The following is a 14559-nucleotide window of genomic DNA, read 5'->3' as shown; positions in this document are numbered from 1 at the left end:
AGTGCCACGAAACAGCGCCACTGTACCTGCGCTATTGGTCGGTGGCTGGCAACGCTTGCTGGTCGGCACGGGGGCCGACGCTGACCAGAACTTTGCCGTCCAGGTTCAGCCGACGTTGCATGACCCGGCGCACATCTGCCGGAGTGATGGCGCTGATGCGCTCGATGTAGGTGTTCAGGTGGTCGGCAGGCTGACGTTGCTGGGTGACCTCGGTAAGCAACGCCGCCAGGCTCTGGTTTTGCGCAACGGCGCGCAGCAAATCCCCCACCAGCTGCTTGCGGGCGAACTGCAATTGCGCCGGGGTTGGTCCTTTGTCGATGAATTCGCGCATCTGCGCCTCTACCAAGGCCTGCGAGCCTTGCACGTAATGGGGCGCGATTTCCCATTCAACAGCGAACAACCCTCCTGCACTCAGGGGCTTCACCCGGCTGTAGATGCCGTAGGTAAGACCGCGGCGCTGGCGTAGCTCCGTCATCAAGCGGGACTCGAAGCCCCCTCCGAGTACTTCGCTGCCCAGTATCAGGGCCAGAAATTCGGGATCATTGGCCGGCACATTCATGGGCAGTGCAAGCAACGCTGCGCTGCTTGCACCGGGCTGGTCGATATTGATCGTTGCGCTGGTGGTCATGGGTGGCGAGGGCAGTTCAGCGGCAGCCCAGCCCTGTGGCAGGGCCTCGCTTATCCGTTGAGCGATCGCTTGGGCTTCGCTCAAGGAAAGGTCCCCTACCAGCACCATTTCAAGGTTGCTGGCAGCGTAGGCGCGTTGATGGAACCTGCGCAGGTCATCGACAGTGATGGCTTCAATGCCCTGCCGGGTGCTTCCCAGGCTTGTGCCATAAGGATGGCCGTTGAACAGATGGCGGTATGCTTCCTTGCGTGCTCTCAAGACAGGCTGCCGTTCGCGCGAGGCGTTCAGGCTTTGTAGCTGCTGTTTTATCTTTTCCAGTGCAAGGGCGGGAAATGCGGGATTTGCGGCAAGGTCCATGAACAGTTCAAGGGCCGCATCGAGCCTTGCCTGGTTGCTGAGGCTGCGCAGACAGAGCGTGGCATGCTCCAGGCGTATCTCTTTTTGCGTGATTGCGCCCAGGCGTTCCAGTTGCTCTGCGTGCTGGGTCGCGGTATGTCGCTGGCTGCCCTCGTCAAGCATGTAAAGGGTCAGGGCTGCCAGGCCAAGCTGATCGGTGTCCTGGCTGGTACCAGCCTTGAAACGCAGTACCACGTCGACAATCGGTAGCCCGTGAGCCTCGACGAATTTCACGCCTGTACCGGCCATCGTGGTCCAGGCCTGGACTGGCGTGTGCAAGGTTTCGAACTGGTCCAGGTCGAGCCCTTGAGTGGACTGCAAGCGACTCTTGCCGATGCTGCAGGCTACATCGGGTTGATGCGCGGTCGAAGTGATGTCAGGCATGAGCGTTCTCCTTGGCGTGCATGAAGGTCATGGTTGCCCGGGATTCGATAAGGTAGTCGTAGGCCGTCTGGCCGAGCTCCTCGGCAGTCACCGCCTCTATGGCTTGGCGCTCGTCATCCAGGGCAACCGGGTCGAGCCCGCAGCAGGCCTGTTTACCGATGGCGTGAGCCTGTTTGGCAATGTCATCTCTTTCGAACAGTTGCCTGGCCAGCAGGCGGGCCTTGGCGCGTTCAAGGTCTTGCCGGGTGGGGCCCGCCTGGCGAAACGCTTCTATCTCGCGCATCAGTCGCTCGGCTGCGGCTTCGGGTGTGATGTGTGGGCTGCTGAATGTGTAAAGGGCAAACATGCTGTCGCCGCGTTGCCAAGGTTCATAGACCCCTCGCAGCGCCTGCAACAGCGGCTCATCCTGCACCAGCAGCCGCTGCAGCCTGCTAGCCTGGCCATCGGCAAGAATGTCTGGCAGTAACCGCAACGCATAGGCTTGTGCATCCGACGCGGCGGTGCATTGGCTGGGCAGGTTGAAACCGAGGATCGCGCCGTTGTACAGGCCTGGCAGGCGCAGGGTCTGCTGGCGCCTGACCAGGTTGGTAGGCGCCATCGGGGCCTCGCGCATGGGCAGGCGTTTAGCTGGTATCGGCGCGAAATGCCGCATAACCAGGGCTTGTAGCTGTGGCAGGGTCATGTCGCCCGCCACCGCGAGGGTGGCGTTATTGGGGTAATACCAGGTCTGGTGCCAGGTGCGTGCCGCCGCCGGGGTTATGTGCTCAAGATCGATCTGGTGGCCGATGACTGGCGTGCCGTAGCCGGAATGGCCATAGGTCAACGACTGGTGATGTTCCAGTGCGAGCGCGATCGGGCTGTTGTCGACATTTTCCCGCCGCTCGGCCATGACGACCGACAGTTCCCTGGCAAAAGGCGTATCGCAGAGGGCGGCGCTGGCCATGACATCGGCCATGGCTTCCAGGGCTATTTCCAGGCGGCTGGCCGGTAAGGTGAGCGGGAACACCGTGGCATCCGATTGCGTGAACGCATTCGGGTCACCACCCAAGCGGGTCATGAGTGTTGAGTATTCGCCGGCTGCCAGTTTGCTGCTGCCTTCGAAAAGCAGATGTTCCAGTGCGTGAGACAGGCCAGTATGGCCCGGTGGTTCGTAACTGGACCCGACGTGGTACCAAAGCTGCACACTGACCAACGGGGCGCGGTGGTCCTCACGCAGGTAGACGCGCATGCCGTTGTCGAGGGTAAAGGTGTGTAGCGCGTTTGTCGGGGAGGAATGTTCGGTCATGGCTGAAGTGCTCCTGCAAAGATGCGAAGGAGCAGCTTCAATCATGCTCGTGACGGGGGCGCGGTAACTAAGTACGCCACCCTTAGGTTACGGGATCAGCCCCGTTGCCAAAGCGCGTAGTACACCTGACCAGTCTTTTTCTCTCGGTGCAGGCGCCAGTTGCCCGGTAGCTGCAAGGCCGACGGCGCCGCCTCGCTTTCGGTGTAGACCCAGGCCTGTTCGCACAGCCACTGGTTGTGCTCCAGCAGGTTGCAGGTGTCGGCCAGCAGGTCCTGATGGAACGGCGGGTCGAGAAACACTACGTCGAACTGCTGCTTGGCCGGGCCCTGCAGGTAACGCAGGGCGTCGGTCTGCAGGATCTGCCCGCGCGGGCAGCGCAGGATCTCGAGGTTGTTCTTCAGGTTGGCGATGGCCGCCGGATTGCTGTCCAGCGCCACGGCGTCCTCGGCCCCGCGGGACAGGGCTTCCAGCACCAGTGCGCCGCTGCCGGTGAAGGCGTCCAGCACGCGGGCGCCCTCGATGTATGGCGCCAGCCAGTTGAACACGGTTTCGCGCACGCGGTCGGGCGTTGGCCGCAGGCCCTCGCCGTCCGGCACCGACAGGCGGCGGCTGCGCCATTCGCCGGCGATGATGCGCAGGTGGCCCTGGCCCTTGCTTTGGCCCGTTTGCGGGCGGGCGGGAGGGGTGGATCTAGGCATTAGTGCTCCGGTACGCCGAGCGGTTGCTCGGCAGGCTTGTCCGTGGGTGCTGGCAGCGGTTTTTGTGGCACTTTCGGGCCAGCGGTGACGATCACCAGTTTATCGGCTGACAGGTGTTTGTTCATGGCCGCCTTGACCTGCTCGACGGTGAGGGCCTGGGACTGCTGCATGAAGTCCTCCAGCCAGGTCAGCGGCAGGTTGTAGAAGCCGATGGCGCCCAGTTGGCCGACGATGCTGGCGTTGCTGGCATTGGACAGCGGGAAGCTGCCGGCCAGTTCGCGCTTGGCATCGTCCAGTTCCTGCTGGGTCGGGCCGCTCTTCAGGTAGTCGGCAAGAATGCCCTGCACCAGCTTGAGCGTGCCTTCGCTGAGTTCGGCGCGGGTCTGCAGGTTGATCATGAACGGGCCGCGCACCTGCATCGGGCTGAACGCGGAGTACACGCCGTAGGTCAGGCCGCGTTTTTCACGCACTTCGCTCATCAGGCGGGTGCCGAACGCCCCGCCGCCAAGAATCTGGTTGCCCAGTGACAGCGCCGGCCAGTCCGGGTCCTGGCGATCGATACCGAGCTCGGCGAGCATCAGGTGGGTCTGCTTGGAGGGGAAGTCGATGTGGGTCAGGCCGGGCTTGGCTTCGCCGGGCTGGGCCGGTGCGGCCAGTGCCGGGCCCTTGGGCAGGCCGGCGGACACCTGGGCGGCGATGGCCTGGGCCTCGGCACGGCTGAGGTCGCCGACCAGGGCGATGACCGCGTTGCCGCCGGTATAGGCCTTGGCATGGAAAGCGCGCAGTTGTGCCAGGGTGATACCGGTAATGCTCTCGGCGGTGCCGTCGCTTGGGTGGGCGTAGGGGTGGTCGCCGTAGAGTTTGCCGAACAACGCCTTGCCAGCGATCTTTCCGGGGTTCTGCTTTTCGTACTCGAAGCCAGCCAGCATCTGGTTCTTGATGCGCTCGAGGGCGTCCTCGGGGAAGGTCGGCTTGCCGGCCACCTCGGTGAACAGCTTGAGGGCCGGTTCGCGCTTGTCTTTGGCACTGAGGCTGCGCAGCGAGGTCACGGCCATGTCGCGGTAGGAACCGTTGCCAAAATCTGCACCCAGGCCCTCGAAGCCTTCGGCGATGGCGGTCACATCCTTGCCGGCCACGCCCTCGTTGAGCATGGCGTTGGTCAGGGCGGCCAGGCCTGGGGTGTCGCCATCCTGGCTGCTGCCGGCGGCGAAGGTGACGCGCAGGTCGAACATCGGCAGTTCGCGGGCTTCGACGAACAGTACCCGGGCGCCTTCGGCGGTGCTCCAGTGCTGGATGTTCAGCTGGCGCCGGCTGGGCGCCTTGCCATCCAGCTCGGCCAGCGACTGCAGGGTGTTGGCCGGGCGGGCCGCGCTGCTGTCGGCCTTGGCGGCCGGGGTGTTGCTGTCGGCCAGCGCCGGGGCGGCCAGCACGGCGGCCAGCGTCAGGGCGCGGATGCCCGTGGCCAGCAGGCTTGGGCGTGGTGCGCGGCGGTCACTCATGAGCGGACTCCTCGGGCAGTACATGGGCAACGCTCAGGCGTTCGCGGGTGAAGTAGGTGCGCGCGGCGTTCTGGATGTCCTGCGGGGTGACGCGCTTGAGCTCGTCCAGTTCGCTGTCGATCAGCTTCCACGACAGGCCGACGGTTTCCAGCTGGCCGATGGTGGTGGCCTGGCTGCTGATGGAATCGCGGTCATAGACCAGGCCGGCGATGACCTGGGCGCGCACGCGTTCCAGCTCTTCGGCGCTGGGCGGGGTGGTCTTGAGTTCGTCCAGCAGCTGCCACACGCCTTTCTCGACATCAGCGAGGGTTTTCTGCTTCTGCACGTTCGGCGTCGCCGAGACCAGGAACAGGCTGTCGCCACGGGTGAAGGCGTTGTAACTGGACGATGCACCGGCCACCAGCTCCTGGCCACGCTCCAGGCGGGCCGGCATGCGGGCGCTGTAGCCGCCGTCGAGCAGCGCCGAGATCAGCCGCAGGGCATGCACGGTGCGCGGGTCCTTGGCGGTGGCCAGGCCGGGCACGTTGAAGCCGTAAATGAGGCTGGGCAGCTGAGTGCGTACGTGCAGGGTCAGCTGGCGCTGGCCTGGTTCGGCCAGCTCCAGCGGCAGTTTGGCCGGCGGCACGGCGCGTTTGGGAATGCTGCCGAAGTACTTCTGTGCCAGGCCTTTGACCTCATCGGCGGTGACATCGCCGACCACCACCAGGGTGGCGTTGTTCGGCGCATACCAGGATTCGTACCAGTGGCGCAGCTCTTCGACCTTCATGCGTTCCAGGTCGGCCATCCAGCCGATGGTCGGCGTGTGGTAGCCGCTGGCCGGGTAGGCCATCGCGCGGAACAACTCGAACGCCTTGGCGTTGGGCTGGTCGTCGGTGCGCAGGCGGCGCTCTTCCTTGATGACCTCGATTTCGCGGCTGAACTCGTCGGCCGGCAGGCGCAGGCTGGCCAGGCGGTCGGCCTCCAGCTCCAGTGCCACCGGCAGGCGATCGCGGGCCAGTACCTGGTAATAGGCGGTGTAGTCGTCGCTGGTGAAGGCGTTCTCGTCGGCGCCGATGTCACGCAGGATGCGCGAGGCCTCGCCGGGGCCGACCTTGGCGCTACCCTTGAACATCATGTGTTCCAGGGCATGGGACAAGCCGGTCTGGCCCGGGGTTTCGTAGCTGGAGCCAACCTTGTACCAGATCTGCGACACCACCACCGGGGCGCGATGGTCTTCGCGCACCACCACTTTCAGGCCATTGTCGAGGATGAACTCGTGGGTGGGTTGCACATCGGCGGCAAAGGCCGCGAACGGCAGGCACAGCGTGCCGAGCAACAGGCCTGCGGCGCGGCGGGCTAGAGCATTCATACGGTGTTTAACCTGTTCGGCGGCCCGCTGGGTTTAGCGTCGGCAGGCCAGGAGGTGCTAGGATACTGATCCGGTTGCCTGGCGACCATGCCTGTCGCCGTTCTGGCCCACAGGACATCAAGACAAAACGTTGCGCATGAACCAGCCGGCTTCAAGATAGTCTGTTCTGCGTAGAGAGAATTCCCGATGCGCCATAGCTGGCCCATCGCTACCCTGAGATAGCCGTCTTCCATGTTTGGTTCCAACGACGACAAAAAAGCGCCAGCCGAGGCTGGCGAGAAGAAAGGCCTGTTCAGCTGGTTTCGCAAGAAGCCGCAACAACCTGCGGACGCGGGCTCGCCCGCGCCTGAAGCTCCCGCCGTCGAGCAACCTGCAGTCGCTCCGGTCGAGGCCCCCGCGGTTGCAGCGCCACAGCCTGCCGAACCCGCGCAAGCGCCGGTAGTTGAAGCGCCTGCCGCGGAGCCGGTTGCCTCCCAGCCATTGCAGGCTCCCGAACCCGAGCCCGTCGCTTCCGCGCCGCTGCAAGCTGCTCCGGTCGAGGTCGCCCGTGTCGAACAGGCCCCGGTCGTGGAGCCTGTCGCGCCAGTCAGCAACCTAGTGCTGCCAGTCGCGGAAGAACCCGTGGCACTGGTGCCGGACCTGGAGCCGAAAGCGCCGCCGGCAATCCCGGACCGCCCGGCAGCGGAACCCGCTGCGCCTGCGGCTGTGGTTGCTGCACCTGTAGCTGACGAAGCTGCGCCAGCCTCCTCGACGACCGAGCAGGCCAAGCCTGGCTTCTTCGCCCGCCTCAAGCAGGGCTTGTCGAAGACCAGCGCCAGCATCGGCGAGGGCATGGCCAGCCTGTTCCTGGGCAAGAAAGTCATCGATGACGACCTGCTCGACGAGATCGAGACCCGCCTGCTGACGGCCGACGTAGGTGTCGAAGCCACTTCGACCATCGTTCAGAACCTGACCCAGAAGGTCGCCCGCAAGCAGCTGGCCGACGCCGATGCCCTGTACAAGTCGCTGCAGGAAGAACTGGCCGCGCTGCTGCGCCCGGTCGAGCAGCCGATGGTGGTTCAGGCGCAGAACAAGCCCTACGTGATCCTGGTGGTCGGCGTGAACGGTGCCGGCAAGACCACCACTATCGGCAAGCTGGCCAAGAAGCTGCAGCTCGAAGGCAAGAAAGTCATGCTGGCGGCGGGTGACACCTTCCGTGCCGCTGCGGTCGAGCAGTTGCAGGTGTGGGGCGAGCGCAACCAGATCCCGGTGATTGCCCAGCACACCGGTGCCGATTCCGCCTCGGTGATCTTCGATGCGGTGCAGGCCGCCAAGGCCCGTAACGTCGATGTGCTGATCGCCGACACCGCCGGCCGCCTGCACACCAAAGACAACCTGATGGAAGAGCTGAAGAAGGTCCGCCGGGTCATCGGCAAGCTTGACGCTGATGCGCCGCACGAGGTGTTGCTGGTGCTCGACGCCGGCACCGGCCAGAACGCCATCAGCCAGGCCAAGTACTTCAACCAGAGCGTCGAACTGACCGGCCTGGCCCTGACCAAGCTGGACGGCACCGCCAAGGGTGGGGTGATCTTTGCCCTGGCCAAGCAGTTCAAGCTGCCGATCCGCTTCATCGGTGTGGGTGAAGGCATCGACGACCTGCGTACCTTCGAAGCCGAGCCGTTCGTCAAGGCTCTGTTCGCCGAGCGAGACTGACCATGATCCGATTCGAACAGGTTGCCAAGCGCTACCCCAATGGTCATGTGGGTTTGCATGAGCTGAGTTTCCGGGCGCGCCGGGGCGAATTCCTGTTCGTCACCGGCCATTCGGGGGCAGGCAAGAGCACCTTGCTGCGCCTGCTGCTGGCCATGGAACGCCCGACCAGCGGCAAGCTGATGCTGGCCGGCCAGGACCTGGGGCAGATCAGCAACTCGCAGATCCCGTTCCTGCGCCGGCAGATCGGCGTGGTGTTCCAGAACCACCAGCTGTTGTTCGACCGTACGGTGTTCAACAACATCGCCTTGCCGCTGCAGATTCTCGGCCTGTCCAAGGCCGAGGTCGCCAAGCGCGTGGATTCGGCGCTGGAGCGTGTGTCGCTGGCCGACAAGGGCGAGCTGTTCCCGGCTGACCTGTCCACCGGGCAGCAGCAGCGGGTGGGTATCGCCCGTGCCATCGTTCACCAGCCAGCCCTGCTGCTGGCCGACGAGCCTACCGGTAACCTCGACCCGCGGCTGGCCGCCGAGATCATGGGCGTGTTCGAGGACATCAACCGCCTGGGCACCACGGTATTGATCGCCAGCCACGACCTGGCACTGATCGCGCGCATGCGCCACCGCATGCTGACCTTGCAGCGCGGCCGCTTGATCGGCGATGGGGAGGCCGGGCAATGAGCACTACACGTACACCGAAGGTTTCCGAGCGGGTTGCGCCGAAACCGGCCGACCCGCAACCGGCGAAGAAAAAACGCAACGAGGACGATGACGGCCCGGATTTTCGCACGCTGCTGCATGCCTGGCTGGAAAGCCACCGCGCCAGCATGGCCGACAGCCTGCGCCGCCTGGGCAAGCAGCCGATCGGCAGCTTCTTCACCTGCCTGGTGATGGCGGTGGCGCTGAGCATGCCAATGGGCCTGTCGTTGCTGCTGAAGAACGTCGAGCAGCTTGGCGGTTCGTGGCAGCGTGCAGCGCAGATTTCGCTGTACCTCAAGCTCGATGCCGGCGGCCGCGATGGCGAGGCGTTGCGCGACGAGATCAAAGGCATGCCCGGGGTAGCGGATGCGCAGTTCGTCAGCCGCGAGCAGGCACTGGAGGAATTCCAGCAGCAATCCGGCCTGGGCGAAGCCCTGCGCGAACTGCCCGACAACCCGCTGCCGGGTGTGGTCGTGGTAACCCCGACCGAGGTCGACAAACCGGCGCTGGAAGCCTTGCGTCAACGCTTGTCGGAGCTGCCACGGGTTGAAGTGGCGCAGCTTGACCTGGTATGGGTCGAACGCCTGGCGGCGATCCTCAAGCTGGGTGACCGCTTCGTCTTCGGTTTGGCGGTGATGCTGATTTCTGCACTGCTGTTAGTAATCGGTAACACAATTCGTCTACACATCGAGAACCGCCGTGTCGAGATCGAAGTGATCAAGCTGGTGGGTGGCACCGACGCCTATGTGCGCCGGCCTTTCCTGTACATGGGCGCCCTGTACGGCCTGGGTGCAGGCCTGCTGGCATGGGGCATCCTGGCGTTCGGCCTGAACTGGCTGAACGAGGCGGTGGTAGGGCTGTCCGGGCTGTACGGCAGTGACTTCGCCCTGGGTGGGGTGCCGGCGTCCGATGGTCTGTCGCTCTTGATCGGAGCGGTACTGTTGGGGTATATCGGTGCATGGATTGCAGTGGCCCGCCACCTGAACGAGCTGGCGCCGCGATAGTTTTTTCAGTGCCAGCATTGACATTTTGTTCACTTCGGAACTTGTACCGTCGTTCCAGGTCAATGTTGGCAGCGCCCACAAGGCGTGAGTTTTGTAAGTCGGAGGTTCTTGAATGACCACATCGTTGCAACCTGCCTATGCCCTGGTACCCGGTGCAAACCTGGAAGCCTACGTGCACACGGTCAACAGCATCCCGCTGCTGACGGTCGAGCAGGAGCGTGATCTGGGCGAGCGTCTCTATTATGAGCAGGATGTCGAGGCCGCTCGTCAAATGGTGATGGCCCACCTGCGTTTTGTCGTACATATCGCCCGTAGCTATGCCGGCTACGGTCTGGCCCAGGCCGACCTGATCCAGGAAGGCAACGTCGGCCTGATGAAAGCCGTCAAGCGCTTCAACCCGGAAATGGGCGTGCGCCTGGTGTCGTTCGCCGTGCACTGGATCAAGGCAGAGATCCACGAGTTCATCCTGCGCAACTGGCGCATCGTCAAAGTGGCGACCACCAAGGCGCAGCGCAAGCTGTTCTTCAACCTGCGTAGCCAGAAGAAACGTCTGGCCTGGCTGAACAACGACGAAGTGCACCGCGTGGCGGAAAGCCTCGGGGTGGAGCCGCGTGAAGTGCGCGAGATGGAGAGCCGCCTCAGCGGCCAGGACATGGCCTTCGACCCGGCAGCGGAAGCTGACGACGACAGCGCCTTCCAGTCGCCTGCGCATTACCTGGAAGACCACCGTTACGACCCGGCGGTGCAGCTGGAGGATGCCGACTGGAGCGACAACTCCACCAGCAACCTGCACGAAGCGCTGCAAGGCCTGGACGAGCGTAGCCGTGACATTCTTTACCAGCGCTGGTTGGCCGAAGAGAAGGCCACGCTGCATGAGCTGGCAGACAAATACAGCGTTTCGGCTGAGCGTATTCGCCAGCTGGAGAAGAATGCGATGAACAAGGTCAAGGCATTGATAGCTGCCTGATCAGGCCTTGGTTGCACAGAAAAGCCGCTGGCCCCTGATCGGGTGAGCGGCTTTTTTTGTTTGTGTTGGCTTATCTGGCCCTTTCGCGGGTAAACCCGCTCCCACAGGTACTGCACAAGTCTCAGGGACAGTGCCGAACCTGTGGGAGCGGGTTTACCCGCGAAGAGGCCGGCACGGCATTCAAAGCTTTCGAGACGAGTCGAGCTGCATCAGGTAGCTGGGCCCGCCCAGCTGGCTCATCTGCCGGCGAATCCACCCGGCCCGGCTGGCTACATAAGCGCTCGGCCGGCTGGCGCTCCACTTGATCGGGCTGGGCAGTACTGCCGCCAACTGGGCAGCCTGCTGGCGGCTGAGCCGGCTGGCATCGACGCCAAAGTGGTAGCGCGCCGCCGCCTGGGCGCCAAACACGCCCTTGCCCCACTCGGCGCTGTTCAGATAGACCTCGAGAATCCGTTCCTTCGACCAGAACAGTTCGATCAGCGCGGTGAACCAAGCCTCCAGCCCTTTGCGCAACCAGCTGCGGCCGGACCACAGGAACAGGTTCTTGGCCACCTGCTGGGTCAGCGTGCTGGCGCCACGAATGCTGCCACCGCGCTCGTTGTAGGCCAGCGCTGCCTGGATGGCCGGGATGTCGAAGCCCCAGTGGTTGGCGAACTTCTGGTCCTCGCCGGCAATGACCGCGACCTTGAGGTCGTCGGAGATGTTCTCCCACGGCTCCCAGTCGCGCTGCAGGTCGATCGGCTCGCCATTCACCCAGGACTGCACCTTGCGCTCGACCATCAGCGCCGTACCGGGCGGTGGCACCCAGCGGAACACCAGTACCAGCACGATGCTGCCGGCAGCGAACCAGAGCAGGGCGCGGAAAAGGCGACGGAGAAGGGTTGGCAGCATGGCGATGGCTTGGCCGTACGGGTGGAAGGGGCCATTATACAGACCCGATACAAGGAGTCGTCCCATGCTTCGCAGCTTCCTGATGCTTGCCGCCTTTTTCGGCTTCACCGGCGTCGCCTTGGGCGCTTTCGCTGCCCACGGTCTGAAAAGCCGGTTGACCGCCGACTACCTGGCGATCTTCCAGACCGGCGTGACCTACCAGCTGGTGCATGCCCTGGCGATCCTGGCCGTCGCCGTGCTTTCGGTGCACCTGCCCGGGCGGTTGGTCGGCTGGGCTGGCGGCCTGTTTGCGCTGGGCATCGTGCTGTTCTCCGGTAGCCTGTACCTGCTGACCCTCAGTGGCCTGGGCAAGCTCGGCATCATTACCCCGCTGGGTGGCCTGTGCTTCCTCGCCGGCTGGCTGTGCCTGGGCCTGGCAGCCTGGCGGCTGGGCTGACCGGGTGGTCCACAATCGCGACTAATGGCGTGCAGCGCCCTTGGGTTGCAGGGCGGTTCGGCGCTAGAATGCGGGCCCCCAAAGAACAATGGTGGCCGTGCGCATGCGCATTCAACTGAACGGTGAACCTTACGAATTGCCCGCTGGCGAAACCGTCGCGGCCCTGCTGGCCCGCCTGGAGCTGACCGGGCGCCGCGTCGCGGTGGAACTGAACCTGGATATCGTGCCGCGTAGCCAGCACGACAACACGCTGTTGAACGACGGCGACCAGGTCGAAGTGGTCCACGCCATCGGTGGAGGCTGAATTTCACCGGCAATTCACCTGCAAGCCCAGCAACCTTTTCCCGAGGAACAACGATGAGCAACGTTCGTAGCGACAAGCCCTTCACCCTGGCCGGGCGTACCTTCCAGTCGCGCCTGCTGGTGGGCACCGGCAAATACCGTGACATGGAAGAAACCCGCCTGGCCATCGAGGCTTCGGGTGCCGAAATCGTCACCGTTGCCGTGCGCCGCACCAACATCGGCCAGAACCCGGGCGAACCGAACCTGCTCGACGTATTGCCGCCGGACCGCTACACCATCCTGCCTAACACCGCCGGTTGCTATGACGCGGTCGAAGCCGTGCGCACCTGCCGCCTGGCTCGCGAACTGCTGGACGGCCACAATCTGGTCAAGCTGGAAGTACTGGCCGACCAGAAGACCCTGTTCCCCAACGTGATCGAAACCCTCAAGGCCGCCGAAGTGCTGGTCAAGGACGGTTTCGATGTGATGGTCTACACCAGCGACGACCCGATCATTGCCCGCCAGCTGGCCGAAGCCGGCTGCATCGCGGTCATGCCGCTGGCTGGCCTGATCGGTACCGGCCTGGGTATCTGCAACCCCTACAACCTGCAGATCATCCTCGAGGAATCCAAGGTACCGGTGCTGGTCGATGCCGGTGTGGGCACCGCGTCCGACGCCACCATCGCCATGGAAATGGGCTGCGAAGCGGTGCTGATGAACTCGGCTATCGCCCATGCCCAGCAGCCGGTGCTGATGGCCGAAGCCATGAAACACGCCATCGTCGCCGGTCGCATGGCCTACCTGGCCGGCCGTATGCCGAAAAAACTCTACGCCAGCGCCTCTTCGCCGCTGGATGGTCTGATCAAGTAAGAGCCCCAGATGACTGACTCGCAAGATACGCCGATCTCCGCCGACGGCGACCAGCGCCCGCACCGCCGCATCAAGAGTTTCGTGATGCGCGCCGGGCGCATGACCGAAGGCCAGCAACGCGGCCTGGACCAGGGCGGCCCGCTGTTCATCCTGCCGCTGGCTGACAGCCCGGTGGATTACGACCAGGTGTTCGGCCGTTCGGCGCCGCGCACTCTGGAGATCGGTTTCGGCATGGGCCATTCCCTGCTGGAAATGGCTGCTGCCGCACCTGAGCAGGACTTCATCGGTGTGGAAGTACACCGCCCGGGTGTTGGCGCGCTGCTGAACGGCGTGCTGACTCAGGGCCTGAAGAACCTGCGGGTATATGACTGCGATGCCATCGAAGTGCTGAACCGCTGCGTGGCAGACAACAGCCTCGACCGCCTGATGCTGTTCTTCCCCGACCCATGGCACAAGGCGCGTCACCACAAGCGCCGCATCGTCCAGCTGGAGTTCGCCGAACTGGTACGGCGCAAGCTCAAGCCGGGTGGTGTGTTCCACATGGCTACCGACTGGGAGCCGTATGCCGAGTACATGCTGGAAGTGATGAGCGCGGCCCCGGGTTATCGCAACCGTGCGGCCGACGGCACCTACGTGCCGCGTCCGGAAGAACGCCCGATCACCAAGTTCGAACGCCGTGGCGAGCGGCTTGGGCATGGGGTTTGGGACTTGAAGTTCGAGAAGGTGGATTGACCGGCTGATACGGCCTTTCGATGTGCTGGTGCCTGCAGAAATGCAGGCGAAAAAAAACCGCCTTGAGAAGGGCGGTTTTTTATGTGAGCGACAGGACTGAGTATCCCTCGCTCTGAGGCTTCACTGAAAGCTCTACATAGCTTTCGAAGGCATCGAAGTACCGGTTAGATGCTGGAAGATTGGCCCGCTTGTGCGGATACTGATTGTGCTCAAGACCGTTCGGGACTTCTGTGGGAGCGGGCGTGCCCGCGAAACAGGCGACGCGGTGGATGGCACCGGCTTTGCCGGTGTTCGCGGGCATGCCCGCTCCCACAAAGATTGCGCAAGCCCCTGGGGCTCGGCGGTGACGCAGAAAATGCCGGAGCCGCTTTGCGGCCCAATCGCGACACAAGGCCGCTCCCACAAGTGTTCAGCCCAAGACTGTGGCTCAGCCCCGTCGATCCGCCACCACGCCGATCAGCACCAGCACCACCAGCAGCACTGGTGCCAGGGCGTAGTTGTTGAACTGGCTCAGCCCCTTCACCACCCAAGGCGTGGCGTAGATCAGCGCCGCACCGCTGCCGATCATCACCAGCAACGCCATGAACGGAACGCGCAGGGCGCCCGCCAGGCCGCCCAGGCGCTGTTCCACCCAGCCCTTGAGATCAGTGCCGAACAGCACCAGCAGGCAGCCTACCAGGGCCAGTGAAATCTCCGACAGGTTGCTGCGGCTCCAGCGCGAAACCGTTGCGAGCAGATCGAGTACCAGATCCATG

At 64.0% G+C, this 14559-nt stretch carries 15 protein-coding genes; 8 read left to right on the top strand and 7 right to left on the bottom strand.

Going from position 1 to position 14559, the window contains the following annotated elements; all coding sequences use genetic code 11:
• Positions 1–31: 31 nt before the first annotated feature.
• From C6A77_RS08185 to C6A77_RS08165, 5 genes are all read right to left on the bottom strand, one after another.
• Positions 32–1408, bottom strand: a complete 1377-nt coding sequence (locus tag C6A77_RS08185) for a pitrilysin family protein (RefSeq protein ID WP_114168993.1) — start codon at positions 1406–1408, stop codon at positions 32–34.
• Positions 1401–2693, bottom strand: coding sequence for a pitrilysin family protein (locus C6A77_RS08180; protein ID WP_114168992.1), 1293 nt, complete (start codon positions 2691–2693; stop codon positions 1401–1403). Before C6A77_RS08180 ends, C6A77_RS08185 begins: the two co-directional genes overlap by 8 nt.
• 95 nt (positions 2694–2788) lie before the next feature.
• A complete protein-coding gene (rsmD, locus tag C6A77_RS08175; protein WP_114168991.1) occupies positions 2789–3391 on the bottom strand; it encodes a 16S rRNA (guanine(966)-N(2))-methyltransferase RsmD in 603 nt (200 codons plus the stop codon).
• Entirely contained in the window at positions 3391–4890 is a 1500-nt protein-coding gene (locus tag C6A77_RS08170; RefSeq protein WP_114168990.1) for a pitrilysin family protein, read from the bottom strand. The genes rsmD and C6A77_RS08170 overlap by 1 nt, the downstream gene beginning before the upstream one ends.
• A complete protein-coding gene (locus tag C6A77_RS08165) occupies positions 4883–6238 on the bottom strand; it encodes a pitrilysin family protein (RefSeq protein WP_114168989.1) in 1356 nt (451 codons plus the stop codon). Before C6A77_RS08165 ends, C6A77_RS08170 begins: the two co-directional genes overlap by 8 nt.
• A 231-nt stretch (positions 6239–6469) precedes the next feature.
• Between C6A77_RS08165 and ftsY the strand changes: the two genes are divergently transcribed.
• From ftsY to rpoH, 4 genes are all read left to right on the top strand, one after another.
• Entirely contained in the window at positions 6470–7930 is a 1461-nt protein-coding gene (ftsY, locus tag C6A77_RS08155; RefSeq protein ID WP_114168987.1) for a signal recognition particle-docking protein FtsY, read from the top strand.
• 2 nt (positions 7931–7932) lie between these two features.
• Positions 7933–8604: a cell division ATP-binding protein FtsE gene (gene ftsE, locus C6A77_RS08150; RefSeq protein WP_013974630.1), complete on the top strand. Its 672-nt coding sequence runs from the start codon at positions 7933–7935 to the stop codon at positions 8602–8604.
• A complete protein-coding gene (ftsX, locus tag C6A77_RS08145; RefSeq protein WP_114168986.1) occupies positions 8601–9626 on the top strand; it encodes a permease-like cell division protein FtsX in 1026 nt (341 codons plus the stop codon). Before ftsE ends, ftsX begins: the two co-directional genes overlap by 4 nt.
• 112 nt (positions 9627–9738) lie before the next feature.
• Entirely contained in the window at positions 9739–10593 is an 855-nt protein-coding gene (gene rpoH, locus C6A77_RS08140) for an RNA polymerase sigma factor RpoH (RefSeq protein ID WP_003249083.1), read from the top strand.
• A gap of 180 nt (positions 10594–10773) precedes the next feature.
• On the opposite strand, the gene mtgA is transcribed toward rpoH, so the two are convergent.
• Positions 10774–11484 carry a monofunctional biosynthetic peptidoglycan transglycosylase gene (mtgA, locus tag C6A77_RS08130; protein WP_114168985.1) on the bottom strand — a complete coding sequence of 237 codons (711 nt, stop codon included), beginning with the start codon at positions 11482–11484 and terminating at the stop codon, positions 10774–10776.
• 64 nt (positions 11485–11548) lie between these two features.
• On the opposite strand from mtgA, the gene C6A77_RS08125 reads away from it, so the two are divergent.
• The 4 genes from C6A77_RS08125 (at position 11549) to trmB (ending at position 13804) form a co-directional block, all read left to right on the top strand.
• Positions 11549–11920 (top strand): DUF423 domain-containing protein, encoded by a 372-nt coding sequence (locus tag C6A77_RS08125; RefSeq protein WP_114168984.1) that lies wholly within the window; start codon positions 11549–11551, stop codon positions 11918–11920.
• A gap of 103 nt (positions 11921–12023) precedes the next feature.
• Positions 12024–12224, top strand: a complete 201-nt coding sequence (gene thiS / locus C6A77_RS08120; RefSeq protein WP_114169036.1) for a sulfur carrier protein ThiS — start codon at positions 12024–12026, stop codon at positions 12222–12224.
• A 53-nt stretch (positions 12225–12277) separates the two neighbouring features.
• Positions 12278–13072: a thiazole synthase gene (locus tag C6A77_RS08115; protein ID WP_013974625.1), complete on the top strand. Its 795-nt coding sequence runs from the start codon at positions 12278–12280 to the stop codon at positions 13070–13072.
• Positions 13073–13081: 9 nt separating this feature from the next.
• Positions 13082–13804, top strand: coding sequence for a tRNA (guanosine(46)-N7)-methyltransferase TrmB (gene trmB / locus C6A77_RS08110; protein ID WP_114168983.1), 723 nt, complete (start codon positions 13082–13084; stop codon positions 13802–13804).
• Between the two features lie 427 nt (positions 13805–14231).
• Here trmB and C6A77_RS08105 read toward each other — a convergent pair whose 3' ends face one another.
• The gene (locus tag C6A77_RS08105) at positions 14232–14558 is read right to left on the bottom strand and encodes a DUF3392 family protein (RefSeq protein ID WP_114168982.1); all 327 of its coding nucleotides are present in this window, start codon (positions 14556–14558) and stop codon (positions 14232–14234) included.
• Position 14559: the final 1 nt, after the last annotated feature.

This window comes from Pseudomonas sp. AFG_SD02_1510_Pfu_092 (assembly GCF_003331055.1).
Taxonomy (GTDB): Bacteria; Pseudomonadota; Gammaproteobacteria; order Pseudomonadales; family Pseudomonadaceae; genus Aquipseudomonas.
The sequence above is the reverse complement of the archived record's forward strand: the minus strand, read 5'-3'. Positions and strand labels throughout refer to the sequence as shown.